Annotated in this window: 19 protein-coding genes and 1 tRNA gene; 12 read left to right on the top strand and 8 right to left on the bottom strand. The window is 37.8% G+C overall.

Annotated elements, in window-relative coordinates:
* The first annotated feature begins 44 nt into the window (after window positions 1-44).
* On the top strand, window positions 45-752 hold the full coding sequence (locus tag M0R21_08340) for a 16S rRNA (uracil(1498)-N(3))-methyltransferase (protein ID MCK9617832.1): 708 nt from the start codon (window positions 45-47) through the stop codon (window positions 750-752).
* On the opposite strand, the gene M0R21_08335 is transcribed toward M0R21_08340, so the two are convergent.
* A complete protein-coding gene (locus M0R21_08335) occupies window positions 742-2,268 on the bottom strand; it encodes an aromatic amino acid ammonia-lyase (protein MCK9617831.1) in 1,527 nt (508 codons plus the stop codon). The two genes, M0R21_08340 and M0R21_08335, sit on opposite strands and share 11 nt — an antisense overlap.
* A gap of 170 nt (window positions 2,269-2,438) precedes the next feature.
* Between M0R21_08335 and M0R21_08330 the strand changes: the two genes are divergently transcribed.
* Window positions 2,439-2,933 carry a cytidine/deoxycytidylate deaminase family protein gene (locus tag M0R21_08330; GenBank protein ID MCK9617830.1) on the top strand — a complete coding sequence of 165 codons (495 nt, stop codon included), beginning with the start codon at window positions 2,439-2,441 and terminating at the stop codon, window positions 2,931-2,933.
* On the opposite strand, the gene M0R21_08325 is transcribed toward M0R21_08330, so the two are convergent.
* On the bottom strand, window positions 2,930-3,712 hold the full coding sequence (locus M0R21_08325; GenBank protein ID MCK9617829.1) for a sulfite exporter TauE/SafE family protein: 783 nt from the start codon (window positions 3,710-3,712) through the stop codon (window positions 2,930-2,932). The genes M0R21_08330 and M0R21_08325 overlap by 4 nt on opposite strands.
* Before the next feature lie 156 nt (window positions 3,713-3,868).
* Between M0R21_08325 and M0R21_08320 the strand changes: the two genes are divergently transcribed.
* Together M0R21_08320 and M0R21_08315 are read left to right on the top strand one after the other, a co-directional pair.
* A complete protein-coding gene (locus M0R21_08320; protein MCK9617828.1) occupies window positions 3,869-5,494 on the top strand; it encodes an ATP-binding protein in 1,626 nt (541 codons plus the stop codon).
* 29 nt (window positions 5,495-5,523) lie between these two features.
* Window positions 5,524-5,886, top strand: a complete 363-nt coding sequence (locus M0R21_08315; protein MCK9617827.1) for a response regulator — start codon at window positions 5,524-5,526, stop codon at window positions 5,884-5,886.
* A gap of 24 nt (window positions 5,887-5,910) precedes the next feature.
* Here M0R21_08315 and trxB read toward each other — a convergent pair whose 3' ends face one another.
* Window positions 5,911-6,849 (bottom strand): thioredoxin-disulfide reductase, encoded by a 939-nt coding sequence (gene trxB / locus M0R21_08310; GenBank protein ID MCK9617826.1) that lies wholly within the window; start codon window positions 6,847-6,849, stop codon window positions 5,911-5,913.
* Between the two features lie 260 nt (window positions 6,850-7,109).
* Here trxB and M0R21_08305 point away from each other — a divergent pair.
* A tRNA-Pro gene (locus tag M0R21_08305) sits at window positions 7,110-7,183 on the top strand.
* A gap of 560 nt (window positions 7,184-7,743) precedes the next feature.
* Here M0R21_08305 and M0R21_08300 read toward each other — a convergent pair.
* The 3 genes from M0R21_08300 to M0R21_08290 form a co-directional block, all read right to left on the bottom strand.
* Window positions 7,744-7,989, bottom strand: coding sequence for a hypothetical protein (locus M0R21_08300; protein ID MCK9617825.1), 246 nt, complete (start codon window positions 7,987-7,989; stop codon window positions 7,744-7,746).
* Between the two features lie 18 nt (window positions 7,990-8,007).
* On the bottom strand, window positions 8,008-12,102 hold the full coding sequence (locus tag M0R21_08295) for a T9SS type A sorting domain-containing protein (GenBank protein ID MCK9617824.1): 4,095 nt from the start codon (window positions 12,100-12,102) through the stop codon (window positions 8,008-8,010).
* 139 nt (window positions 12,103-12,241) lie between these two features.
* Window positions 12,242-12,625, bottom strand: a complete 384-nt coding sequence (locus M0R21_08290) for an HU family DNA-binding protein (GenBank protein ID MCK9617823.1) — start codon at window positions 12,623-12,625, stop codon at window positions 12,242-12,244.
* 491 nt (window positions 12,626-13,116) lie between these two features.
* On the opposite strand from M0R21_08290, the gene M0R21_08285 reads away from it, so the two are divergent.
* A complete protein-coding gene (locus M0R21_08285; protein MCK9617822.1) occupies window positions 13,117-14,619 on the top strand; it encodes a hypothetical protein in 1,503 nt (500 codons plus the stop codon).
* Window positions 14,620-14,675: 56 nt separating this feature from the next.
* Here the strand turns inward: M0R21_08285 and M0R21_08280 are convergent, their stop codons facing one another.
* The gene (locus tag M0R21_08280) at window positions 14,676-14,909 is read right to left on the bottom strand and encodes a hypothetical protein (GenBank protein ID MCK9617821.1); all 234 of its coding nucleotides are present in this window, start codon (window positions 14,907-14,909) and stop codon (window positions 14,676-14,678) included.
* An 87-nt stretch (window positions 14,910-14,996) separates the two neighbouring features.
* Window positions 14,997-18,404: a T9SS type A sorting domain-containing protein gene (locus M0R21_08275; GenBank protein ID MCK9617820.1), complete on the bottom strand. Its 3,408-nt coding sequence runs from the start codon at window positions 18,402-18,404 to the stop codon at window positions 14,997-14,999.
* 1,044 nt (window positions 18,405-19,448) lie between these two features.
* On the opposite strand from M0R21_08275, the gene M0R21_08270 reads away from it, so the two are divergent.
* The 6 genes from M0R21_08270 to M0R21_08245 form a co-directional block, all read left to right on the top strand.
* Window positions 19,449-20,474 (top strand): hypothetical protein, encoded by a 1,026-nt coding sequence (locus M0R21_08270; GenBank protein MCK9617819.1) that lies wholly within the window; start codon window positions 19,449-19,451, stop codon window positions 20,472-20,474.
* A 507-nt stretch (window positions 20,475-20,981) separates the two neighbouring features.
* Window positions 20,982-23,492 (top strand): T9SS type A sorting domain-containing protein, encoded by a 2,511-nt coding sequence (locus M0R21_08265; GenBank protein ID MCK9617818.1) that lies wholly within the window; start codon window positions 20,982-20,984, stop codon window positions 23,490-23,492.
* A gap of 166 nt (window positions 23,493-23,658) precedes the next feature.
* Complete coding sequence (locus M0R21_08260; protein ID MCK9617817.1) at window positions 23,659-24,975, top strand: T9SS type A sorting domain-containing protein; 1,317 nt, start codon at window positions 23,659-23,661, stop codon at window positions 24,973-24,975.
* A gap of 308 nt (window positions 24,976-25,283) precedes the next feature.
* Complete coding sequence (locus M0R21_08255) at window positions 25,284-25,487, top strand: hypothetical protein (protein ID MCK9617816.1); 204 nt, start codon at window positions 25,284-25,286, stop codon at window positions 25,485-25,487.
* 31 nt (window positions 25,488-25,518) lie between these two features.
* Window positions 25,519-25,980, top strand: coding sequence for a pyridoxamine 5'-phosphate oxidase family protein (locus tag M0R21_08250; GenBank protein ID MCK9617815.1), 462 nt, complete (start codon window positions 25,519-25,521; stop codon window positions 25,978-25,980).
* 313 nt (window positions 25,981-26,293) lie between these two features.
* On the top strand, window positions 26,294-26,495 hold a 202-nt coding region (locus M0R21_08245; protein MCK9617814.1), incomplete at its 3' end, for a hypothetical protein.

The raw sequence follows: 26,495 nt of genomic DNA, 5'->3' as shown, positions 1-26,495 counted from the left end.
GTAAGCAGGGTTTTCTACTAAGAGTAGATACCCTGTTTTTTCAGATGGTACTTTTTTATACTCCCGATATCAACGCTGAGAATTATATCCTGAATGAGGATGACTCTAACCATTGTATCAAGGTGCTAAGATTAAAAATTGGCGAAAAGGTTACTCTTACCAACGGGAAAGGATGTTTTTTTCATTCTATAATTTCTGATGCTCATTCCAGACATTGCCAGGTAAAAGTTGAAAATGTTGAGGTTGTGAATAATCCAAGAACATATAAGTTACATATTGCCATTGCACCCACGAAAAACATTGCACGCTTCGAATGGTTTCTTGAAAAAGCCACAGAAATGGGTATTGACGAAATTACCCCGCTGATTTGCGAACATTCGGAAAGACACTCGGTTAATTTTGAACGACTTAGTAGAATAGTTACTTCGGCTGTAAAGCAGTCGCTCAGTGCATTTCATCCCCGGCTTGGCGAAGCAGTTTCTTTCAGAGAATTCATTGAGAGAAAATTCGATGCCGACAGGTTTATTGCATATTGCTCTGTGGAAAATTCTGTTTTATTGCAACATAGCTACAGGAGGGGCAGTAATGCAGTGATTTTAATAGGTCCCGAAGGAGATTTTTCATCTAAAGAAGTACTTGCTTCACAAAAAGCTGGTTTTTTACCTGTGAGTCTTGGAAACAGTCGGCTACGTACCGAAACGGCAGCCCTGTTTGCCTGCGCATCTATTCATTGCACGAACCTTATGCAATAACAGCAGGGGAATTATTTGATAAAAAATCAGTCATGTTTCTTATTTCCTGATACTTAGAAGTGTCATCGGAAAAAACAGGAACCAAGTTGCGAAGTTCGTGGTACCATTTGGCAGAAACGGGAGAAAGCTTATTTTCAATTTTCAGGTAATCAATAGCCTGCAAAATGGTAATGTATTCAATTGCCATTATTTCAAAGGTGTTTTCAATAACCTTTTTGGTAAACAATGCCGCATTGGTACCCATACTCACTATGTCCTGGTTATCACGATTATTTGGAATACTATGAATGTACATAGAAGTGGACAATGCCTGATTTTCGGCGGTGGTGGAAGTAGCAGTAAACTGTGCTCCCTGCATTCCCAGATTGAGTCCGGGTATTCCCAGGTTTACAAAAGGAGGGAGCTTCTGGTTTAACGAATCATTGAGTAGAAAATTCAACTGCCTTTCACTCAACATTGAAAGCTTGGTAATTGCCAAACGTAATTTATCCATTTCAAAAGAAATGTAATCACCATGGAAATTACCGCCGTGAAACACCTCTCTGCGTTCGGAATCTACTATCGGATTGTCGTTGGCAGAATTAAATTCGTTAACCAAGGTATTCTGGCAATGGTCTATGGTTTCTAAAATAGCACCCACAATTTGGGGAACACAACGCAATGAGTAGTATTCTTGTACCTTATCGTCCGTCGAGCCGGGAGCCGTTTTAAAGTTGTTCAGCGAACGGTTTTTAATTAAGTTACTTTGATGTAATATGTTGCTGATAGATTTTGCTACTTTTTGCTGTCCAATGTGGTACTTAACCCCATTGAGAGCTTCTGAGAAATAATCATCATAGGATTCCATTATCTCGTTAAGAATAGCCGAAGCAAGAGTAATCCAGTTGAGAAGGTGATTGGCATACATTGTATTGATAAGCCCTATGCCGGTCATGCACGAAGTTCCATTGATAAGGGCAAGTCCTTCGCGACTTTTTATTTCTATGGGATTCAAACCGCAAATGTCCATCGCTTTCCGTGTGGATACAATTTTATCCCGGAAAATTACGTCCCCTTCCCCTATCAGAGCAAGTGCAAGGTGCGAAAGTTGCACAAGATCGCCGCTGGCTCCAACACCTCCATGCGAAAATATTACGGGATAAATTTCATAGTTTATAAAATCACGTAACAATTCAACCACAGAGCGGTTTATGCCCGAATAGCCTCTCATCAAGCTGTTAAGTCGTGCCAGCATCACCGTTTTTACATAAAAACAGGGGAGTATGTCCCCCGAGCCGGAAGCATGGCTACGGATAAGGTTATATTGTAGGCTTATCTGGTCTGCTTGCGATATTTTAACTTTTGCCATGGGACCAAAACCCGTGTTTAACCCGTAAATAATCTTATCACGGGAAAAATCCAGCAAAAATTGAAAATTTGTATCTAAATGATTTAAAGCAACTTCCTCCAACTCAACTTTTGAAGTATGCCTAATAAACTCCTGTAACTCAGAAAATTCCAAAAAACGATTTCCTATATTCACAATAATTTCCTGTTTTAAGCGGCAAATATAAATTTAATGTTTGAAAAAAATGGGATAAACATTTATAAATTTATCTTCCAAAAGCTGTGATTCGTTTTACAAGGTTTAAGACTATTTTGTGTGAATCAATTTTTATCGGATATTTGTTTCATAAAAAAAAGTCAATGAGCGAAAAATACATTCGCCCTTCGTGGGATGAATATTTTATGGAAGTGGCACAAACAATAGCCAAAAGAGCAACCTGCGACAGGGGACGCAGTGGTTGTGTAATAGCCCGTAATAAACAAATTTTGGTTACCGGCTATGTGGGATCTCCTACCCGTTTGCCGCATTGCGACGAGGTGGGGCATTTAATGAAAAAAGTAATACACGATAACGATACCATTACCCAGCATTGTATGCGAACGGTACATGCCGAGCAAAATGCCATATGCCAGGCAGCAAAATTGGGAGTTGCCCTTGAAGGTGCTATCCTTTATTGCCGGATGACACCCTGTCGTACCTGCGCAATGCTCATTATCAATTGTGGTATAGTCCGGGTGGTTTGCGAATTTCGCTACCATGCCGGCGAAGAGTCGGAAAAAATGTTCGAACAGGCGGGAATTCAGTTGGATTATATTAATAACGAGGTGTTGAAATATAAAAATCAACAGGGTTAAATACAGTGGCTTATCCAGCTTTTGAAATCAATAAGCCCGAGTAACTGGGCTGAAAAAATGATGATAATGGCAACCATAAACCATCTGATGAAATTGGCTCCTTTGTTTACTGCTATTTTTGATGCAACATACGCCCCGATAACGTTGCCTATGGCATGAATTAGTCCGTATGTATAATTCACCTGTCCGTTCCACATGAAAATTACGAGGGTAAAAGGTACGTAAGCCAACACAATCAGAACTTTCAGCGCATTGGCTTTCACCAGGTCGTAACCAGCCCCAAGCACTACACCGGCAAGAATGAAATAACCTACCCCTACATGTACAAAACCTCCGTAAATACCAATGAAAAAAAATAATATAACCTGCCAAGGTTTCATTTTTCCGGAAACCACTTTTTCACTGCCTTTCAACCATAGCTGGGGCTTGTAGAGCACAAAAAATAACATCACCAGCATTATTACGGCAAAAGCCCTTTCAATAATCTTTTCATTCATCTCAATGGCTATTCGGGCGCCTATAACCGAACCTATTACAGTTGGAATTGATAAAATTAATCCTTTACGGGTATCCAGTACCTTTTGCTTTTTAAAGCTACCAACCGAAACGAGTGTTTGAAAAAAAACAGCTATCCGGTTGGTACCGTTGGCAACATTGGCAGGTAGCCCCAATAGCATAAATAGTGATAGCGAAATGATAGTAGCTCCCCCCGCCAGAGTATTGATAAAACCCACTACCAAGCCCGAACCAATAAGCGCTGCAATGACTATCCACGACATAAAGTTTTTTTTTGAAGGATCGGCAAAGGTAAAAATTATGCCCAATGGCTGCTATAGGTAGCCTGCAATTCGATGCCGATAGATTTTTCTAAAATTCAATTATAATTTTCATATTTTTATGGCGAGCAATTATTTACTATCCACGCACCCTGAGAAATGAGAACAGATTATTTTAAAAATAGTTTACCTGCTGAAAAAGTGTATGTTAATGCTGAAAATAATATTTCGCCAGGCAAAGAGGAAACTTCCACAGCTTCTATAATTAACAAGCTGGCTAACGAAATCTTTACCGATAACGAAAACTTACTTGCCACACTTATCAATGCCATGTCTGACATTGTTTGTTTTAAAGATGGAGAAGGCAAATGGCTTGTTGCGAATGATTATGATTTGCGGCTTTTTCAACTTGAAGGTGTGGACTATAAAGGTAAAAAAGATAGCGAACAAGCTCATTTCAGCCCTTTTTTTAAAGAAGCTTTTCTTGCTTGTGAACTTACTGATGAAAGGGCGTGGCAGTCAGGAGTTCCTACCCGTAGCGATGAAAGCATCACACAACCCGATGGCTCTGTTAAAATGTTTGATATTGTTAAGATACCAACCTTTACCCCGGAAGGGAAAAGGAAAGAACTGATTGTTATCGGGCGTGATATTACCGAACGTAAAAGAGCCGAGATGGCTATGCGGCAAAGTGAAGCCCGTCTGGCTGCTTTTATGCAGTTTACACCGGCACAGATACTTATTAAAGACAACACATTGCGTCCTGTTTTTGCCAATGAACAATGTCGTGCATCATTTCCCATTGAGGAATGGATGGGAAAAACTCCTCATGAATGTTTCCCCAAGCCCATAGCTGATAAAATGGTGGAAGTGGATACCAAAGCCCTGGAAAAAGGTTTTGTTTCGTATGAAGAAAACTGGACAGATAAACATGGCAAAGAACTGGTTTACTACACCGAGAAATTCAGAATTAACATTCCGGAAGACTTGCCTCTTGTAGGCACCATCAAAACCGACATAACGGAACGTAAAAAAGCAGAAAATGAAATTAAACTCCTGAATGCCACACTTGAAAATCGTGTGGAGGAACGTACTGCTGAGCTTATGTTTGCCAACAAGGAATTAGAATCATTTGCCTATACCGTTTCACACGACCTCATATCTCCTTTAAGAGCAATTGAAGGATTTACACGTATTCTTTTGGAAGATTACAGAGAAAATCTTGATGAGCAGGGGAAAAAAGTTTGCGATACCATAATCGCCAACACCCTGCGGATGGGACAACTCATTGATGACCTTCTGGCATTTTCGCGCCTCAGCCGATCAGATATGAATCATAGAGATGTGGACATGAACCTGTTGGTCGAAACTTGTTTTTCTGAACTTACTTCGACGGAAAAACCCGGGAAAATTATTTTTCACAAAGACAATCTTCCCATCGTAAAAGCCGACCATTCCATGATGAAGCAGGTGTGGATAAATCTGCTGTCGAATGCCATTAAATTTTCTTCCCCGAAAGTAACTTCTGAAATTACCGTTTCGTGCAAAAAAGAAAATAAAAAATGGATTTTTTCAATTAGCGACAATGGTGTCGGTTTCGATATGAAATTTGCCGAAAAAATATTCGGTGTGTTCCAGCGTTTGCATTCCACACAGGAATTTGAAGGTACCGGAGTGGGGCTTGCCATTGTACAACGTATTATCCAGCGTCACGAAGGAGAAATATGGACACAATCCAAAGTAAATAATGGTGCTACCTTTTACTTTTCATTATCTGTTTTTTAAAAATTAATTTTAATACCAAAGTCAAAAATATGAAAACTTTGCTAATTGTTGAAGATGAAGAAAGTAACTTTATGTTGCTTATCAACATCCTGAAAAATAAAAATTTCAGAATGTTGCATGCTAAAAACGGAAAAGAGGCAGTAGAAGTCTGTACATCAGACTCTTCAATTGATTTGGTACTTATGGATATTAAAATGCCTGTTATGGATGGTTATGAAGCCACGCAACACATTAAACATCAACGACCCAATCTGCCGGTAATTGCACAAACAGCCTATGCGCTAAATGGAGATAAAGAAATGACACTTTCGGCGGGTTGCGACGATTATATTTCAAAGCCTATCAAGAGACAGGAATTGCTATTACTAATTGATAAGTATCTTAAACCTTAATCTTTTATTTTCAAAACCTCCGGCTTATAGCGACGACAGGAACCGTTCGGCTTCGATGGCAGCCATACAACCGGTTCCGGCGGCGGTGATTGCCTGGCGGAAGTGATGATCCTGCACATCTCCGGCGGCAAAAATACCTTCTACGCTGGTACGTGTAGAACCAGGAACTGTTCTGATGTAACCGTCTTCGTACAAATCTATCTGTCCTTTAAAAATATCAGAATTTGGGATATGACCGATGGCTACAAAGAAACCATCCACATCTATCTTCACATCTTGTCCGGTCTTCAGGTTTTGGAGCAAAACGCCGTTTACACCCTTTTCGTCGCCAAGGATTTCTTTGGGAGTATGGCTCCACCTTACTTCAAGGTTGGGAGTACTCAGAACTTTGGCTTGCATGGCTTTGGAAGCACGCAGTTCGTCGCGGCGATGGATGAGATATACCTTACGGCAAAGTTTGGCAAGATAGGTAGCTTCTTCGGCAGCGGTGTCGCCTCCGCCTACGATGGCTACATCTTTGCCACGGTAGAAGAATCCGTCGCAGGTGGCGCAGGCAGAAACGCCATAACCACGAAATTTCTCTTCCGAAGGTATTTCCAACCACTTGGCAGTGGCTCCGGTAGCAATAATTACGGTTTCGGCTTCCAGTATTTTTCCATCGTCCGATTTGAGGATAAATGGACGTTTGGAAAAGTCCACTTCCGTGATAATCCCAAAACGTACATCTGTTCCGAAACGTAAGGCTTGCTTTTTCATATCCTCCATCATCCCGGTACCGGTAGTTCCTTCCGGGTATCCCGGAAAATTATCTATTTCGGTGGTAGTGGTAAGCTGTCCGCCGGGTTGTAGTCCTTCATATAAAATAGGTTTCAAATCGGCACGGGCAGCATAAATAGCTGCGGTGTAGCCGGCAGGTCCTGAGCCAATGATCAGGCATCGTACTTTTTCAGTGTCTTGTTGCATATGTTCATGTGTTTTTTACAAAATTAATGGATTTTACAGAACGGCATAAGAAGTTACGAAAAATATGCCAAAGATTAAAACATTGGCTATTAACAAAGCAACTGCTGACAAATTGACTTATGTAAAAATGTTGTTATTTTGAAAAAGGCTTGTATATTTGCAGCCGCAAAATCAAGCAGGATAAATTCCGTAGGTTAGCATATCCCGATTAAATCGGGAAGGTCATTAGCTGAATCGAAAGTTCTTTAAAATAAATAAATCGGGGTGTGGCGCAGTTGGCTAGCGTACTTGCATGGGGTGCAAGTGGTCGTCAGTTCGAGTCTGACCACTCCGACACAGAGGAGGTTCCAAACGGAGCCTCCTCTTTTATTTTAACGAAAGCCCGATATTACAGGAATGGTTTGCAACCGCCGGCCTCAGATTGCTTCAAAAAAAGGAACGCCGATAAAAATCACAAAGGGAAAAATCCTTAGTGTTCCTTTGTGCCCTTAGTGGTTTATAAAAACTGAAATATTAAGGAATTGTTTGTAACCTTCACCCGAACTCAGGTTATTATCTTTTCAGCATACCCTAAATTAAAAAATAAAAAAACAACGCCCAAATTGTTGGACGTTGCCTAACCCGGGGAAGTATTAAAACCCGGTTAAATTAAACCCAGATTTGCCGTTAGCATTTTTTTCAAATAACAATCATTAGAAAAATACAATAGTAATGAACTATTATTGATATTTTTGTAACGGCAAAACGATTAAGAAAAACTAAGAATTTATCTTTTTTATTGGTAAGGAAATCTTATTATTCAAGTTTTTCTAAATCGGGGTTAAACCCAACTAATTCATTAGCTCGCTTCGCTTCTAATGAATAATTTGGGTTAAAATTATCGCTATGAATGTATCAGGTGGTAGTTTTTTCTTTTTTGCGTATGTCGTAAACTTTTTTTGCACCGAAAGCTGCAGCTAAAGCCAGCAGAATACTCAATCCACCATCAATAGGTGCACCGCCACCACCACTTGGAGGTGTAGCATTTCCACTGTTTCCATGTCCGCTTGGTGGAGGTGGAGGTCCGTCGGCAAATGCCGGATTAAAAAGTAAACAAAATAAACCTATTCCTATTATTGATACTAATTTCTTCGTTTTCATTTGTATCTTCTCCTTATGTTAAAAAACAACTTTATCTGAATATGAATCATTATTGGTAACAACATTTACTATATAGCATCCCTTTACATTGCCGACAGAAATTTTGTTCAGCAATTGGTTCAGTAAAGGTGTTTTCAGTACCAATCTTCCGGTAATATCATACACTTCGATGGTTCCGTTATGTGCTTTGCCGGTAGAATTATTAATATAAATAGTATTGTCGTAAGCATAAATGTTGAAATCGTTTTGCGTGGATTCGCTGATGCCGGTAGCTCCATAGAAATGCAGTTTAAAGCGTTGCGGATCGTCGTTTGGGTTTGCCGTAAAGGTATAAGAAGGAACCTGCCATAAGTTAATGATGGCGTTGGTTTTCACATCTTCAAGCAAAATACCTACCAATGGATTAAAGGTATTCTCTTTTACACTAATGGTATAAGAAGTTTCCTGCCCTACCTTCAGTGCTACCGGGACAATAATTTCCTGAGCCGAATGAGGAAGAACATTGATGGATAGCTCGCTATTAGATGCCAGGCTGTACATTTGGGGTGCTTCCTGAAGCCCGTACATTTTGAAAACATCGTATTCGTTATCGTAACCTGTGGTTGCATCGTTATTCATATTGATAACTATACCGTCGCAGTAGTCATTGCCCTCAACCTTCAGTTGTAGCATGTCCTGAACGCTTTCTTTGTAATATGAATGAGATAATAATGTTCGTGCACTATTGGGAATGGTTAAGGAGGGGTCGCTGCCATTGGCTTTTATCCAGAATCCCTGCATTGCAGGAATGATACCTTCGGCTAAATCTCCTATGCTGCCATTCCAGGTAAGATAGTTTCCATTATCGTAAACCCAGATAGAATTGTCAACGTTGTTTTTAGTCCATGTATCTATGCTACCGATGATAGCAGAAGGATAAGGATTTCCGATAAGGTTGTATCCCTCACCTTTTCCCGTGGTGAACGACAAAGCCGGAACCGAGCCTGTACCAGTAGCATAATCGCCGCTGTTGATTGTGCCAGCGAAGTCTTTTGTTGCCCCCGATGTCCACGAAACGAGATAACCTTTACCGGGCAGATAAGAAATTTCCCCAGCGCCCCATGTACCGCCATTGTGGTTAATCCATAAATTGTTTGTTTCGTCATAATAATACATATCGGTATATCCGGTAAAAATATTTTGAGAGCTAACCGGTGGCGACATAAGGTGCCATGCAGGACCGGTAAAGGTACGCTTTACCGTAGCCCCGCCACTCACCGTTCCATTGGTAATCAGCGATGCGCCATCTTCGATGACTAATCCTGAATTGTCGAAGTTACTAGTGAGAGTGCCGGAGACGGTAAGGGATTGACTTGAAGCTACAGTAAGGCTGCCGGAAATAATTGTTAATTTACCTGATATTATTGTATTTCCAGATAAAGTAACATTAGGTGATGAACCGGAAAGAACGATATCTGCAGGATAAGAGGATAAAGGTAGTATATAGACAGTAGGAATACATAATGAATTATGATTTCTTAAATAGATGTCAGCATTAGCAACATTTGCAAAATCCACACTGTTTGTGTTATTATCAACTCCATCATAAATTCTTTTAAGTCCATCTTTTGCCGTAGTAGGGGTTGGAGCAGGATTGCCTTCACCAAGTTTATTTGAGCTAATTGAACCATAAGCAACCCCATCAATTTTTACATTTTCAAGAGTTTCTACTGCAATTTGACCAGATGTTGCAGCCATTCCTGCTGTAAAAGAGCCATCTCTTGCAAGAGCAGTCGTTAACCCGACAGTTATTGTTGCATCTGGTGAAAGTAACCAGAAACTATAAGGTGGTAATGTTCCACTTAAAGTGCCCATTGAACTTGGACCAGAACCACCACTAGATGAATACATGATTTTTAATTGTGACAAATCAAATGTTTTGTTTGTTTTATTTATTAATTCAATGTATTCATTAGATGCTCCATTGTATGCAGGATTAAATTGATTTATAACGATCTCTCCTTCTGCTGGTAATAAAATTACATTAAATGCATTACTTGATACTCCGGTTAAAGAACCAGAAGTAACATCCAAAGTTGCTCCAGTGGCTGCTGTAGAAAATGATAATGTACTAAATGTAGCCAATCCACCTACCGCTGCTACTGATACCGGAGAACCATTTAATGTAGCTCCGGTTGCTGTAATTGATACATTTGTTGTATAATCTAAATCCCTATTCCCATTTGCATCATTTGCACTAACAGTAACACTAGGTGTAATATTCGCTGAAGTGCCAACATTTGTTGGTTGCTGTACAAAACTTAATTTCGTAGCAATTACATCAATTAAAATTTGGTTTGAAGTTGTAGCACTGGCAAAGGTTGTTAAAAAGGTAGAACCTGTTGCATCCGCAGTAAACCCATGAGAAGTAATGGGAATATCAAATTCGAGAACCTGGTTATCTGTTAAGCCAGTGTTTTTTAAATAAACGTACAACGAAACTGTTAAAACATTACCATTGGGAATATTCAAATTACCGGAAGTAATAGGAATAACAATGGAAGAAGTAGTTATTGTCGGGGTTCCAATCGTTACAAATGAACTCCCGGCATCTGTTGATAATTTAACGCCTTGAATAGTAGTTGACCAGTCTGCAGTATTGTTGGTGCCTGCTTTAATGGTTACCTGAGTAATTTTAGTGGGCTGTGTATCTGTAGAACCATAATCATAAATATCCATATCTAAAACACGAATAGCCGCACTCTCAGTTGTAACTAATGAAGAAATAAGCGTAGGATTGGGTTGGCTTACCAAAACAGGACCTGATACTTCAGAGGTTGCATCTAATGGTAGCTGGGTAGTGCCATTTGTATTAGGTATTGTACCATCAGTTTTATAATTATAGGTGGCTGCGTCCGTTGCATTCCAGTTATAAGGAATCAAGGTAAAATAATAATTTGTTCCGGCTGATAAGCCGGTTACATTCGCGGAAGTAGCTGACGTGTTAGCAACAATGGCAGCTACGGTAGCATCTCCAATGGTGTTTCCTACGCTGTAAGCATTTCCATCAGTAGGAGTTCCTGTCGGGGCGGAGCCTGTCTTTTGAAGTATAATATAACCATCGGCATTGGTAACGGTACTTGCCGCATCAAACGAAAGATCAATTTGTGTTTGCGAAATTACAGAATTAGCAAAAGTAGTTGAGTGAGTAGAAGGTTCTGTTGACAATGTCCAGAAATTAACAGCCGAACCATAACCCGTACCCACACTGTTGGTCGCATAGGCTACGGCATTGTACCGTGTTTCGGGACTTAATAAAGTCATAGTCCCGGTAAACGCACCGGTACCAAAATCGCCTGACTCTGTGCTATGGCTATCCGTAATATCCGGGTCTGGATTGGCATATACATCCCAGCATATTCCTCTTGTCGAGGCATTCACTCCTCCGGTAGCCGTAATATTACCATTACCGGTGGCAGTAGTTGTCCCTATAGAACTAACAGCCTGAGTAGTAACAGTTGGAGCGGCATTGCCTGTAGAAGCAGTAGATCCATTAAGCTGGACATTTACCACATTAGAAGACACATCAAATCCACCCGTTCCACCAGTGGCAGTGGCTCCATATCCGTAAAGTCGAAAAGTAGTTGCACTAGTAAGCGCTGTTAGTCCTGTTATTGTTATGGTATTCAGAGTACCCATTGCAGCAACCGGAGCGACAGTTCCTAAGTCCGTCGCATAACTATCAACTGACGATCTTAGTGTTACATTTTTGGGACCAGTGCCAGATTTATCCCATTGAAAAACAAATGAAGTAGGAGTAAAACTATAACCCGAATTAGGTGTGACTATAAATTGAATATAATCATTTCCTGCAATTGCTTCTGTTAAAGTGTTACCAGATGCAGTATTCCCAGTATCAAACCATCCAGAACCGCCAAATCGATTTCCATTTGCCGCTGCAGTAATACTGCCTTGGGTAAGGTTGACCGATGAAATATTTGGGTCATTGTAAACACTTGGTTCTGTAGTTTCTGTTCCTACATTTCCATAAGTATTCCATTGAAGTAGTGTCTGTCCCCACCCCAAATACCCGAGGCTTAGCATAATAAATAAGAGTAAAAGTTTTCGTTTCATATGTTATGTATTTTTAATTATTTTTTATTAATTATTCAGGCATAAAAAGCCTACGGAAGCCCACGGGCTTTTGAACAAAAGCCGGGCAGCTTTTAAGTAAAAGCCCGCCAGTAAAAATTATTTACCTGCGGGCTTTCCGTTAAACAATTTTATTGAATACAAGATGCTCTAATGCATTGGTGAATTCCTTACCCGGGCGGAAATTAACAGCTACCTTACGGATGTTTGCCGAAGTTAGTTTGTTTATATCTTCGGTTCCATCGCTTTTAATACTTAGGTTAAAGCTGCCAAAATCGCCAAGACGCACTATTTTGCCGTCGGCTAATGCCATAGGAAGTACATCCAACAGGGCTTCCAACACCGCCATGGTATCGGCAGACTTAACGCTTGCTACTTCGGTTATCATTTTTGCCAATTGGCGCAGCGATAAATCACCCGTACTTACTGCCTGGGCATAATACTTGGGGTGTTCATCCTGCTTTGCGGGGTTTTTTTTGGGAACCGGTTTGTAATTTACTGCCATACCTCGTTATGTTTAAGTTTTTGCAAATGTTTTTTATTACTGTTTTCCAGGTGTTTCACTAAAAAAGCATTAAAGAATAGTCATTTCTCAAATAAGAATGATACCCATAAATTGCAATAAAACAATACAATGATTATCTCTTGTTTCAATAAAAATATCTTCAGTAAAATAAATATAAAAAAATGAATTAAAAAGAAAAAATATGTCCGGATTCACGAATCCGGACAAGATTTAACAGTAAGTTAATATAACATTCAGGAATTAAAAATATGGTTTCTCATAAACACCGTTACAAAAATTGCATTAATGGTTATAATATATTTTATTCTAAATGTATAGGAAATTAATGCAATTTATCAAAACGGATGCAAAACATATAATAGCTGGCAAATATTACCATGATAAAACAAAGTTTAAGCTGTTAGAATTTTTGTGTTTAATATTTTCAAAAAACATCGTATGTTTGACCTTCCTGAGAAAGACACAAATCTATGGAAAACGAAAGACGCCGCCATAATCGTCCCGGACATTTGGAGATACTGAAAATGATACTGACCGACAGAAAGCTGCAGCGAAAAGAACGGCACGAAAGGAAATTAAAACAAAAAGCTCATCAACGACATTATCGCAAGAAAAACAAAACAAGTTTTCTTAAACGTATGGGCAAAGTATTTTCTTCAAAAGACAAACCCGATCTCGAAATCCGTATCATCCGCCGGAAAATTCGTGCCGACCGGCAACAGATGTTTATTAAGAAATTAAAAACTTTTTTCAAAAATCCATTCAGGTTTTTTTTCCCTAAGCCCGAGTGGGATTTGGAACAACAAATTATACGAAAAAAGATAAAACACGACAGAAGGATGAATTTCAAAATACTGCTGATTAAATATCTCAGAAATCCTTTTCTTTTGTTCTACACCCCACGTTACTATGATGTCGAAGAACTGATAATACGCCGCAAAATCAAACAAGACCGTCGGAACAATGTTAAACGAAGGATAATCTCGTTTTTAAAAAATCCCATTAAAACTTTGTTCAAACACGAACAACCCGACGACGAACTGCTTGCAATAAAAGGGATGATTCGTCGTGACAAGCGTGAAAATATAAGTAAACGATTCAGGGAGAACATTTCATCCTTAAAACAAATAATAAAAACCCCTGATTTACGAATTCGTTTCTCAGCCTCAATGCTTCAGTCAACAGGCTTTTATCTATTGTCGTTCCTGTTTCTTTATGTTATTTATCAGATTACGACAATTTTGATAACCCGGTCGTTCGACATCCCTTGTATCTGGTATTATTATCGTATAAAATGGCCACTTTATACTTATTCTTCCATTTATTCCCGTATGGCAATGGTAAGTATTTTCTCAGCCGGACCCATTGCTATACTATTCCTTACATTAGTTTTTTTCAGAATGTTCTTTTCTGAAAACAAAATGATTGTTGGAATAAGACTGTTTTTACTTTGGTGTACGATAAACGGAATCAATTTGTTTTTTGGTTCGTATATAGTTGGGTTTATTACCCGCACAGAATTCATTTATTCCACTGAATGGCTGTTTATGAACAAAATGTTTGCAGTGGAAGAGATATTATTTGTGTTGATAGCCTTGATAGTAATGTTATTGACAGGTAGATTTGCCACGAGATTATTTTTACTTACATCTGGTTCGGCTACCATAATCAAGAGGCAATTCAGATTATTTTTCATTTTTGCTTATGTGTTTATCCCCTGGCTTGTGGGTGTAATAGTATTTTACATTATAACAATACCAGAGCATTATCTACCATTTACGCTAAAAACAATTACCCCGGTGCTAATGATAATTCCAATGCTTTTAACTGCACGTTCCGAAAAACACGACGAGATTCTGAATGCAGGAATGTTAAGGAGATCTTATACACGTAAAAGTGTTATCATTATGATAGTGGTAATTTTATTTCTTTACCGTATTTTATTGAACAGTGGTTTGCATTTCGGCAATTAGAACAAAAGAAAACCCGCTTTGTAGGCGGGTTTTCAATAAAATTCATAAGCATTCAGTTATTGTTCACTACGGCGAAGAGCGGCAATTTTCCTTGCGCCATATAATGCACCGAAAGCTATCAGCATAACTAAACCACTGTCAACTGGGGCTCCCCCGCCAACAGGTCCTGGTGCACCGCTGCCTGGATCGGATGGATTGCCTCCCGGATGAGGTGGCTCTTGTGCCTGTACAGTCGTTGATGCTATTGCAATTATTGCCGATAAAACTAATATCTTTAAGGCTCTTTTCATATTGTTGATTTTTTTAACGTTTACGTATTAAAATATTTTTTATTCCATAAGATTTCTGAAACTAACAGAAAGCTATGGATGATATTGTTATTTTAAAACAACCTTTTCACTAAGGGTTTTCCCTGCCGAAGTAACTTTTACTACATAAACTCCTCTTTGAGTAATGCTGTTAATGCTACTTAGCGATGAAGCCTTTAATATTTTGCTGGCAACCAATTGCCCGCTAACAGTATAAACTTCTGTTTGGCAAGGTTGGGCAGATTGATTATTTACATAAATAGTATTGCCAAAGGCATAAATATTAAATGGATTGGAAGAACCAGGATTTTGAATTCCAGTGGCACCGAGAATATGTACTTTGAACCTTGCAACATCGTCGCCGGTTTGAGCAGCAAAGGTATAAGTGTTATTCTGACGAAGGTCGAGGGTTTGTCCGGCAAGTACATCTTCGAGTAGAATAGTTATAGATGGATCAAAATAGAGTTCTTTTACCGATAAGGTATAGTCCGTATTTACTCCTGCTTTGAAACTCATCGGAACAATTATTTCATTTGCTGAATATGGTAAAACATTAATCGAAAAGTTCTGTTCGGAATTTGTAGTGTATAATTGAGGAGCTTCGTCAGAACCCATTAATTTGTAAGCATCGTATTGATTGTCGAAACCAATAGTTGCTGAATTGTTTAAATTAATGTAGGTTGCATCTTCATATCCGGCACCTGTAACTTTAAGTGATAGTAAGTCATAAACAGCCTCTTTGTAGAAGTTCGTTGAGCTATAAAGACGTGATGCTGTAGGGATAACGAGTTCGGGGTTGGCTGCATTGGCATGGACAAAGAATCCTTGCATAGCGGGGATTATACCGTCTGTTAAACCACCTATGGTACCATTCCAGCCTTTGTAATTTCCGGCAGTGCCATCCCAAACATACACAGATGCATCAATATTGGTTTTTGTAAGAAGGTCGCCATCAATAGCACTCATAAAAGGATTTCCTACAAGGTTAAAGCCATAAGGATCACTGTTGGTAAACGATAGAGCCGGTGTTGAAGCTGTATTTAGGGTAATGTCTGAAGTAGAAAGTGTACCGGTAAAAATAGCAGTATTATCAGCAGTAGCCCAAAGTTGATAACCCTGGCAAACATTCAAAACAGTAGTTGGGTCAACAATATAAGTATAATTGTTAGCGGGTTCGTTGAAGGTACGCAGATAAATGTTGCCAGAAATTGCGGGATTGGTTGTAGAAAACACAAGTGCAGTGTTGCCAGTAAGCGGTGGAGTCATAAAATGCCATTTGTTTGAGCTAAGGAATTGTTCGGCAACTACATTTGTACCCGATTGGCCATTAATAGTCCCATTATCGAGAAGTGTAGCAGTGCCTGCGGCATTTGATTTGAGAGTGAGGGTGCAATAGTTAAGGTCTATTTTTGCATTAGGTACTTCTAATTTTTTACCTGCATTTACTGTAATATTGAAAGTAGTAGTAGTTCCTGCACCATTATATAAAGCTGAAGCGGTACCGGAAACATATCTTAGAGCAACATCCATATTTATAACAACATTTGTAGTGAGGTTGTCAGTGGTGAATTTCGACATACGTCCACAATCGAATATACCCGAGCCGCTTATATTACAGTTAGTTCCCTCTATGTCGAAGCCAAGCAAATCTTTGGTTGTAGCGCCAACATCAGTACCAATAATTCCGTCATTTGTAATATTTCCATAAACGTAAAGGTATTTGCCTGAAGTGGTACTGTTTGCCCATAATTTACCGCCGTTATTAACGTTAAGGTCTTTACATTTACCAAGATTATCAGTAAGAAGGATGGTGTGTCCATTTTGAATAGTTGCATTGGTGGTAGCATCCTTAGGGTAATCGAGTGCATCGTACCAATTAGTTCCATCAGTTTCTTCCCATGTAGCAGCTACATTCCATGTACCGCTTGATTTTGTTCTGAAAGATGTTGGAACAAAAATATCAATGTCGGTGCTTGTACCCTGAGTAAGTAAGCCAGAATTTGCATTAACAGAGTAAATACCTGCAATGTCGAATTGTATGTCATTAAAAGTAGATATCCCTGCCGAAGCAGCTTTTGACAAAGTACCTGAAAGGGTTCCGGCACCTGAATTTTTGCTAATTATAATATTGGAAGTGAAGTTGGCATCAACGGAATTGTCGGCTCTTCTTGCTTCCACAGTGAATGCGGATATGTTGGTATTAACTCTGCCATGAATAGGGAAACTTAAAACTACAAGATGGTTGGCGGCATCCAACACATTAAACGAACTGCTGTTTCCCGAAGTGAGACCTGCCGCACCGGCGGTGATTACCACTCCGTTTTCAGCAGTATTATAAGTAACACCCGAAATGGTGGTGCTACCGTTGCCTGTTGATATTGTACCTGTTAATACACCTCCCAATGAGCCTGTTCCGGTATTTAATGATAAAGTAATATCAATATCAGATGCGGCAACAGCAGGATTATCTGAAGCATCGCGACCTTCAACAACTACTGAAAAAGGAGTGTTGGCTGAAGGAGAATTGCCTCCGTTTACTGAAGTAATTACAAGTTTTGTTATTGCCCCACCTCCACTTGTTGTTCCTGATGCTGAAGATTCGGTTGAATAATTAAAGGCTTTGTCAACGGTGAAAACTTTATACCAGTACTGAGTAGCAGCAACAATGTCAACATTATCAGTAAAAGAAGTTGAAGTGCCTATATAACGAACTGTTCCACCGGTAGGAACGGCGTTTCCAATGGCATAAATACCATTCTGATTGGGGTCGTTACCTGCTCCTGGGTCGGATGAATATCTTACTACTACGTAGCCACCGCCATCAACACCACCTGTTGCAGCATCCCAGCTCACATCGAGCGAAGTTCCAGTAGCATTGCTGATGGTTACGGTGCCTGGCGAATCGGGTGCAGTATTATCGGCTGCTCCGGCATACATTACGAAGTCGTCAATATTAAATTGAGCTGTATTATTAACACTTATGACACCAATCCCAATATTTGCTGCATATGTCCCAGGATTAACAACAGCCGTATATTTTGTCCAATTACTTCCTGTATTAGCACCAGTAATATACGTTCCATACGAAGGACTTGAAGTACCATTACAAGATACAGCCCCACGAATGTTTCCATAAGTGCCGCCATCCAAATCTCCTTGATAGTAAAATTGGACAATATAGCTACCAGTTGCAATATCTGATGTTGGACTTTGAAGTCGTTTATGCGAACTTCCAGACTGAGTATAGGTAACATATTTAGGCCCAGATCGCCCACCGGTAGTACTTATTATTCCTGCTGCTGCAACTTGAGTTGTCCAATAAGTCTGTACACTTGAAATTGAGCTAGCTGTTGTTAGTGTGCCTGATTGGTTTTCAAATCCACCATCTGTATTAGGAAAAGAGCCAATAACCTGTTGCCCCCATCCCCAGTAACTAAGAAAGAGTGCAAATAAAAGGAGTAAAAGTTTTGGTTTCATACGTTTTGTGTTTTTAGTTATTTTTTAATAGTTTTTCATGTTTAACATTTCTTTCCTTGGAAAAGGTATACTTATATTATAATATTTCATAAACCTGGAAATTTGCCATTCAAGGAAGAAATCTTTTTAATAACCCGAGTTCGGCATAATGTTACAAACCATTCCTGTAATATTTCAGCAGGATATTAAAACCTTAACGGGTAGTTATCGGGCAAATATAAAACATATTTTATCCCAAATTCAGGTTAATTAAGTTTTCTCAAAGAACAGTAAATTTTACGTATATAAAAATCAAATGCTTGACTTAACAAGACACCTGAAATGTTTTAAGCAAAAAAACTACAAAGTTTGGCAAATATACAAAAAACATAATCAGATTAAGACCCCAGTTTGTGTTTTTGTGGTTTTTTAAAGCAAAAATATAATTTTTTTTGATATACGACACTCTATTTGTCCAATTACCTATAAGGTGGGAAATATTGCCTATTTGATGATTATTGTTTTCTTAAAAGTAAGACGCAAACTTAAAGTTTTGGGATTGCAATATTATCACAACAATGTAGTATAGTAAAAAAGTAATACAATTGAAAACCCCGGAATATTATATTTCATTGGTATGTATATTGCTTTAATAACAGTAAAAAAATAGTCTTTGGTATTTTAATTTTTATAATGTATGTTTGACTTCTGATTTTTTGGGGAAATATGAAACATAAAAAAAGAAAAAGAAATCCTTTTTATAAGGTCTATAGGAAGATACAACGAAGAATAAAAGATTGGCTGCGGACAAGGCAGGGACAAAAGAAGATAAATCGCAGGAAAAAAAGGTATTATAAAAAAGTAAGGAAACAGGACTGGAACGATTTGAAAAAAAGTATCCGTTCTTTTTTTAAACATACTTTATCGTATAATCTCAGTCATGAGCAAAGATACCTTCGAGCAAAAGCCCGAAAAGAAAATCAAAAGAATTTAAAAAAACGATTTCTTGTTTTTCTTAAAAATCCCCTGAGTTTTAGGAAAAAAGTTACAAGGGAACAAAAATATTTGCAAAAACGATACAGAAGAGAACAGAAGAGGCTTTTCAATCAAAAAGTTATCCGTTTTTTTAAAGATCCTTTTTCTTCATTTCGCACGCCTGATGACATTAAATTTATCAGAAAAAAAATTAAAAAGGAGCGAATACGAAAAATGAATTCCAACTTCATCCATTTTTTCCGTTTGCTGAAAGAGAGTGTAGTAAATTATAACCTTAGGAAAAAGCACATTACATCTTTTGTGGTTTCAACATCTTATTTTGTATTGTCTTTTTTGCTGTTTTTTATTATCAACCAACTTTTAACAATATTATCAGCCCACTCTTTTACAATACCATCTACTTGGAATTACTTTGAAGTAAAATTTCCTATCAGTGATCTTTCGAATTTATGGACACGAAAAGCTTTGGTTACTATTTTTGCGGTAGGGCCCATAGTGTGTATTTTGCTGGCATTACTTGCTTTACGATTATTTCTCATTGAGAAGGCATCAGCACATTATCTCCGTTTATTCTTTTCATGGTGCATTTTACAAGGGGCGAATTTCTTTTTTGGAGCATATATAGTGGGAATGGTTACACGTAGTGGCTTTATTTATTCGTCGGAATGGATATTTATGAGCAATATGTTTGATGTGGAGGAAATTATTTTTTCCGTTATTGCATTCTTTTTTATGCTTATTACCGGAAAGTATATAATAAGGGCTTTCCTGATGTCGTCATTGTCGGCAACCCTTATCCGACCACAAAACAGGGTTTATTATGTTATTAGTACTATTTTCTTACCATGGCTTACCGGAAGTATAATACTGTTTTTCCTTATGGCACCTAAATATCCTATTACTGTTTCTTTGATGTTACTGGCAATGCTTATTCCCATTGTTAATATTTTTGTGCATTATAATGATCCCACTTCAAAAAATATTGTAATACAAGTGAAGACAAAATTCCGGTATCGTAAGTTATTGTTATTTTTACCTGTAGCTGTACTTATTATTTACAGGCTGGTATTGAATTCTTATATTCATATAGGCTGATTTTTTGATAAACTAAGACCGTTGCAAGGTAAAAAAGCACATAAAATATTAGAGTATTGTTGTTTATAACGATAAAGATGTTGTATTTGTAGCATAAAAAATAAGAAACACATAGGCTTTGCTGATTTAGCAGCAGAAAGAAGGAAAATAAAGACTGGGCTTTTTTGATCAGGTAAATACACTGATAAACTGGCGACTCAATACAAATATCATTAATAACCTGAGTTCGGGTTAAGGTTGCAAACCATTCTTATAATATTTCAGCATGCCATATTTCACCATAGGCGATGAATGTTAATTTATTTCGGTAAATCTACCTGCATTATGAATCCTGAATTGTTTTGCCCAGCATAAAAAATTTTATAAACTTTACAAGATATGAACAAAATTTTTTTTACATTTGCGGGTAACTATTTTCTTAATAGATATTTTAGGGAATTTGTTTAAAGGGGAAGCTTAGAAAATAGTTGATTTGTAAGATTATTTCCTTCAAAAATACCCCGCATTATGAGAAAACTATTACTTTTTCTGGTTTTTACGGCAGTGATTTCCTGCAATCTGAGAGCACAGAATCCGCCGCAGAATGTAACATCCACAGTTAACTGCAACATTGTAACCCTAAGTTGGCAATCGCCTTTGCCCGATCCGGGCGGTACGGTTTCCGGTTATAAAATTTACCGGAACAATCTTCTGATTGACTCTACATTGGCAAATGACACGGTGTTTTCCTTTGAATGGGCGTATATCGGTAACGTTAACATTTGTATTACGGCAATTTGGAATCCGTTTGGTGAATCTGTTCCCTCCTGCACATCGGAGATTATAAATCCAGCGATGCCACCAACTGGCTTTATTGGGTTTCCGCCACTCGTTAATGATATCATTATGTGTTGGAATGCTCCGGAGATAACCACACCAATGGGTTACAACCTTTACCGGAACGAGATATTACGCAACAGCGAACTTATTACCGATACATTTTATTACGATCCTTATATAATGCCTTGTCAATGGGAATATACATTAGCAGCCGTTTATCCTGATTGTGATTCAGTTTTCGGTGGGACATGGATACTTGCATGGGGCTGTACCTTTAATCCTGAAAATTTTCAGGTAGTAGCTGATGGCTATGATGTTCATCTTACCTGGACTTCTCCGGTTAATATTAACCGCTGTGATGCAGGAGTGGATTTCTATTACAATGTTTATCGTAACAACGAGAAAATAAATCAAGATCCTGTTTATGTGCTACAGTTTGACGACCTGGGATTGTCGCCAGGTACTTATGTTTATGAAGTAGCTGCAGTGTATCCTGAATGTGAACAAGGAACTTATTCTAGTCCTATTACCATTTTAACATGTCCCCCCCCAACTGGTTTTACCGGAACCGACTCCATACCCGGCATTGTTACTTTTAACTGGAATGCGCCTTACGATACAACTCTGCTGGGTTACAATATTTACGAAAGCGGGATATTGCAAAATGATTCGTTGATTACCAATACTTATTTCAGCGATACAACATATTCTCCATGTTCCTCGGTTTATGTGCTTACGGCTGTTTATCCTGCTTGTGATTCGGTGTATGGTGGTAGTGTTGCTTTTTTCCCTACAGGAAATTATGCACCGCAATCGGTTGATGCTTTTCAGCATTGTAATAATGCTGTTATTGGCTGGGGGTCTCCTTCCGGAAAAGATGACAACCGCGATTATCAGTATAACGTTTACCGAAACGGTCAACTGCTTACCAATGTGCCAATAGCGGATTTAACTTTTATTGATGCAGAACCAGATACAGGAATGTATTATTACCGGGTATCTACAATATATGCAGGTTGCGAGTTTTTTATGGAAGATTCTGTTTACCTGCATATGTATTACCGCGGTGCGCCAAAGAATTTCGATGGATATGGATTTCAATATGGATTTAATGTATGGTGGTCGCCGGTTCCGGTTCCCTTTGCTAATTCTTTCCAAACCGAATTACGATATGATAATGGAATAAATTATGATGGGATAGGCCTTGATGAAGGAGGAACGTTTACTGCTGCCATACGTTTTGAACCAGAACAACTAATTCCCTATGGTGGTTTTTTGCTTAATAGAGTGAAAATATTTCCAAGAGGAAATAATACCAACTATACTCTGAAAATATGGACAGGAGAAAATGCAGGCAGCCTGATAAGAGAACAACCACTTTCGGGGCTTGCCATAGAACAATGGAATACCATTAATTTGAATGTTCCGGTAGTAATAGATTCTTCTCATGAACTTTGGATTGGATATTCTATTGTTCAACCTATGGGAGAATTTCCTGCAGGTGTAGATGAAGGACCTGCCGTTGCAGGTTATGGAGATATGATTAGTTTAAATGACAGCGAATGGGAAGCCTTATCTGGCTATGGGTATAATTATAACTGGAATATTTGCGGATTAGTGGACTATGATGGAAAAGAAATTACTTTAAAACCTGTTTCTTCCCTGCAAAAAGAACACTATACAAATACATGCCCATATACAATCGGGAAACTTCCGAAAGCACTGAAATTTAAAGATAATAAGGATAATTCGGTAAGAGGTGGATTGTTAGGATATAATGTTTACTTATATCCTGATCCTTTTGGTTTTCAGCCTTTTTTCACTCAAGATACTTTTCTTAAGGTCATAGTAACCAAGCCCTCTGATTTTCTTTGTGATTTCTGGGTAACCGCACTTTACTCTGATTGCGAATCGGAACCATCCAATATCATTACATTATTATTTTGGTTAGATGTAAATGAAGTGAATGGAAAAAGTTTAACGCTTACACCCAATCCAGCCAAAGACTATGTTACCATAGAATCGGATAAACAGATGCAAACGCTCACGCTGTTTAGCATGCAGGGACAGGCTGTGTTTACGAGGCAACTAACAGAAAAGAAAACTACTGTTTCTTTATCCGGTATCCCACATGGATTATACATGCTGAAGTTGGTTAGTGGGCAGGAAGTGATTTGCAAAAAGCTATTAATAGAATAAATAGTTATGTGCTAATTAATTATTTAAAATTCTATCCTTATTAGAATTACAAGTATTGATATAATTTTAAAACGAATATGAACGTATAGATGCAGAAAGTAATGAAATCTATACGAGTTTTAATATTATAGATTAACAAAATATTAACTTTAAAATAAAAAAAAAGATGAAAAAGATGTTTTTACTAATGGTAATAGCTTTAAACAGCATTGCTTCCTTTGGACAGGCAGGATGGGAAAAAATATATCAAAATGAAGCTGCAACTACTTTTACGCAGACCCTTTCGAAGAAATATATTCTTGCAGGTGCTGAATATGAATCAATGATGCAAAGATGGGACGTTTTTCAAACAGATTCACTGGGAATTATAGAATGGGATACTTCTTTTTATCGCGAAGCAGAAGGAATGCCCGAATGCATCAAAGCAACTGCAGACTCAGGATACATAATTGCCGGATATTATTACACAAATCCATATCTGCTGAAATTTAATAAATATAATCAACTTCAATGGGAATCTGAATTCAATACCAGTTATGGCGAAATATACATCAAGGATGTATTAAACTTAAATGATAACAGTTATTTATGCGTTGGAGGGGCCGTTTATTCCAACGATAATGGATTGTTTATTACTAAACTTAATGAAAATGGAGATACACTGTGGACAAAAAATTATGCGGAATTTGCAACCGGGATGTCTATCATTCCATCATTCGACAATGGGTATTATTGTCTTTCTAATGCAGGTACTTTATTAAAGATCAACGATAGCGGAGACACTTTATGGACAAAAAACATACTTGATAATTTTGCCTCTTCCTCTATGATTAAAACACCGGACGACTACTTGCTTATTGCAGGAAATGAATTTGTTGAAGGACAACTGATTTTTTTAAAAGTAAATCAATACGGAGAAGAAATATGGAAAAAAATATATGCAAGCAATTATTTTTATAACAGCTGTAATTCAATAGCAACAACTAATGATAATGGTTTTATTACTTCAAACTATATGGAAACTTCGCAAATGAATGTAGATGGTCTTTGGGTTATGAAATTAGATGAAGCCGGAGACAGTGTTTTTTCAATTTATGCTCCAGTAAAACTTGAACCAAAGGAAATATTTCAAACTGAAGATGGTTTATATTTGTTTCTTGCAAATAATATGTATGGCACTCCAAGATTAGTTAAAACGGACTCAACAGGGGATGTTATAACACACATTCCAAAACTTCAACCTTCTGTTGAAACGATTTATTGTTACCCCAATCCGTTTGATGATGAATTAAACATATGCTTAGATAAATCTTTGGAAAAAGAAGGATTGATTAATATTTACAATGTTGTTGGGACTTTAGTTTATAGTCAAAATATTAGTTTTGATGAGAAGATAGATACAAGGATGTTGAATAATGGAATCTATTTTATAGAATTAAAAATTGACGATAAAATATTCACAAATAAATTAATAAAAGAATAAATTTATGTAGCTGCTGAATGGAATTTGCAATTACTAAGTTGAATAAAGAAGATATAAAAATCATGAAAATAAACAGCATCAAAAATGTCCATTATGCTTTAATAATTTATTTCTGGTAGCGTTAAAAGCAACCTGGATTTTAGTTTTCATTGCAAAATAGTTCAGTCCTGATCTCTGCCTTAGCCATTCTAACTTTACATAGGGTTTGCTGAAAAGATAATAGCAGAATAATTGTTAATAAAATAAGGTGGAAAATAGAATAATAAGTGCAGGGGAAAGCTTTAATTTGGTGATTAAAGATTGCATTTATGATAGAGTATAATTCAGATAAGCAAATAAAAATAGAAAAGTTCAGCACACCGTTTGAGATGAAGATGGATGCTACGGTTGCTGCTGATGAATTTAACGAAAATGATGAGCTATTTTTTACTCAATTTTATTTTAATGATTTTTTGTTCTTTTTTCCCTTTTTCAATCTTACAAAATCAACTTTATATCCGCGACTCGCCTGATATTTTCAGCAAACCTTAAATATAATACCCTATGAGAAGCAAAATTATTACAAACGAAAGTGAAATACACGGTATTATAAGCAAGTGCCAGGTGTGTTACGTAGCCATGGTTGACCAAAACAATATGCCATACAACCTTGCACTTAATTTTGGATACAACAATGGCTATATTTATCTGCATTCGGCACAAACAGGAAAAAAAATTGACATCCTTCGCTACAATCCAAATGTTTGCATTGTGATGAGCACAGCTCACGAACTGAAGTTCCAGAGCGAACAGGTTGCCTGCAGCTACGGCATGAAATACAAAAGCGTGGTCGTTTCTGGTAAAGTGGAATTTATCAATGATTTTGATGAAAAAGTGCAAGCCCTGAACATGATTATGAGGCATTACACCGGAAAAGATTTCAACTATAATACCCCTGCGGTGAATGAAGTATGCTGCTATAAGGTGAAGATAGAAAACATTCAGGCAAGGCAGTTCGGATATTGACGATAAAATTTGATGCAACAGCATTTCTATCTGAAGCAGCAGTGAGTTTAGAGTCTGGAGCAATAGAAAAATAAAAAGTTATGAATGATATTCGATCTGCACAATCTGCACAATCGGTACAATCGGTACAATCCGCAAAAACGGTAAAACCATCGGCAAACAAAAACTCGTTATTAACAATTAATTAAAAGACCCCTCCCGATCCCTCCCCTAAAATTAGGGGAGGGCGCAGTAACCCTGAAAATCAGGAGAATGCCGGTTGGGTAGGGTCAAAAAAAGATAAAAATTTAAAAACTTTTAAAATTCAATAGTCATGAAAAAACTTTTACTTGTTATTTGCTTGTGTGGGATGTGCTCAATAGGAGTACAATCGCAAACCTGGGCACCGATGGGTGCCGTTTGGTATTATTCTTATACAAATTTTTGGATAGACGGCTATATTAAGATAGAAGCCGGTAAGGACACCACAATCATGGATAAACAATGTCGCGAACTTGTAAAAACATTGTTTTCTT

The organism is Lentimicrobiaceae bacterium (assembly GCA_023227965.1).
Taxonomy (GTDB): Bacteria; Bacteroidota; Bacteroidia; order Bacteroidales; family JALOCA01; genus JALOCA01.
Note: the sequence above shows the minus strand (reverse complement) of the source record. Positions and strands in the feature narration are given on the sequence as shown.

Bases quoted from the DNA above. Each gene is read 5' to 3' on its own strand.
- M0R21_08340 (MCK9617832.1), top strand. From the start codon at position 45: ATGGTACTTTTTTATACTCCCGATATCAACGCTGAGAATTATATCCTG.
- M0R21_08330 (MCK9617830.1), top strand. From the start codon at position 2,439: ATGAGCGAAAAATACATTCGCCCTTCGTGGGATGAATATTTTATGGAA.
- M0R21_08325 (MCK9617829.1), bottom strand. From the start codon at position 3,712: ATGTCGTGGATAGTCATTGCAGCGCTTATTGGTTCGGGCTTGGTAGTG.
- M0R21_08320 (MCK9617828.1), top strand. From the start codon at position 3,869: ATGAGAACAGATTATTTTAAAAATAGTTTACCTGCTGAAAAAGTGTAT.
- M0R21_08315 (MCK9617827.1), top strand. From the start codon at position 5,524: ATGAAAACTTTGCTAATTGTTGAAGATGAAGAAAGTAACTTTATGTTG.
- trxB (MCK9617826.1), bottom strand. From the start codon at position 6,849: ATGCAACAAGACACTGAAAAAGTACGATGCCTGATCATTGGCTCAGGA.
- M0R21_08300 (MCK9617825.1), bottom strand. From the start codon at position 7,989: ATGAAAACGAAGAAATTAGTATCAATAATAGGAATAGGTTTATTTTGT.
- M0R21_08295 (MCK9617824.1), bottom strand. From the start codon at position 12,102: ATGAAACGAAAACTTTTACTCTTATTTATTATGCTAAGCCTCGGGTAT.
- M0R21_08290 (MCK9617823.1), bottom strand. From the start codon at position 12,625: ATGGCAGTAAATTACAAACCGGTTCCCAAAAAAAACCCCGCAAAGCAG.
- M0R21_08285 (MCK9617822.1), top strand. From the start codon at position 13,117: ATGGAAAACGAAAGACGCCGCCATAATCGTCCCGGACATTTGGAGATA.
- M0R21_08280 (MCK9617821.1), bottom strand. From the start codon at position 14,909: ATGAAAAGAGCCTTAAAGATATTAGTTTTATCGGCAATAATTGCAATA.
- M0R21_08275 (MCK9617820.1), bottom strand. From the start codon at position 18,404: ATGAAACCAAAACTTTTACTCCTTTTATTTGCACTCTTTCTTAGTTAC.
- M0R21_08265 (MCK9617818.1), top strand. From the start codon at position 20,982: ATGAGAAAACTATTACTTTTTCTGGTTTTTACGGCAGTGATTTCCTGC.
- M0R21_08260 (MCK9617817.1), top strand. From the start codon at position 23,659: ATGAAAAAGATGTTTTTACTAATGGTAATAGCTTTAAACAGCATTGCT.
- M0R21_08255 (MCK9617816.1), top strand. From the start codon at position 25,284: ATGATAGAGTATAATTCAGATAAGCAAATAAAAATAGAAAAGTTCAGC.
- M0R21_08250 (MCK9617815.1), top strand. From the start codon at position 25,519: ATGAGAAGCAAAATTATTACAAACGAAAGTGAAATACACGGTATTATA.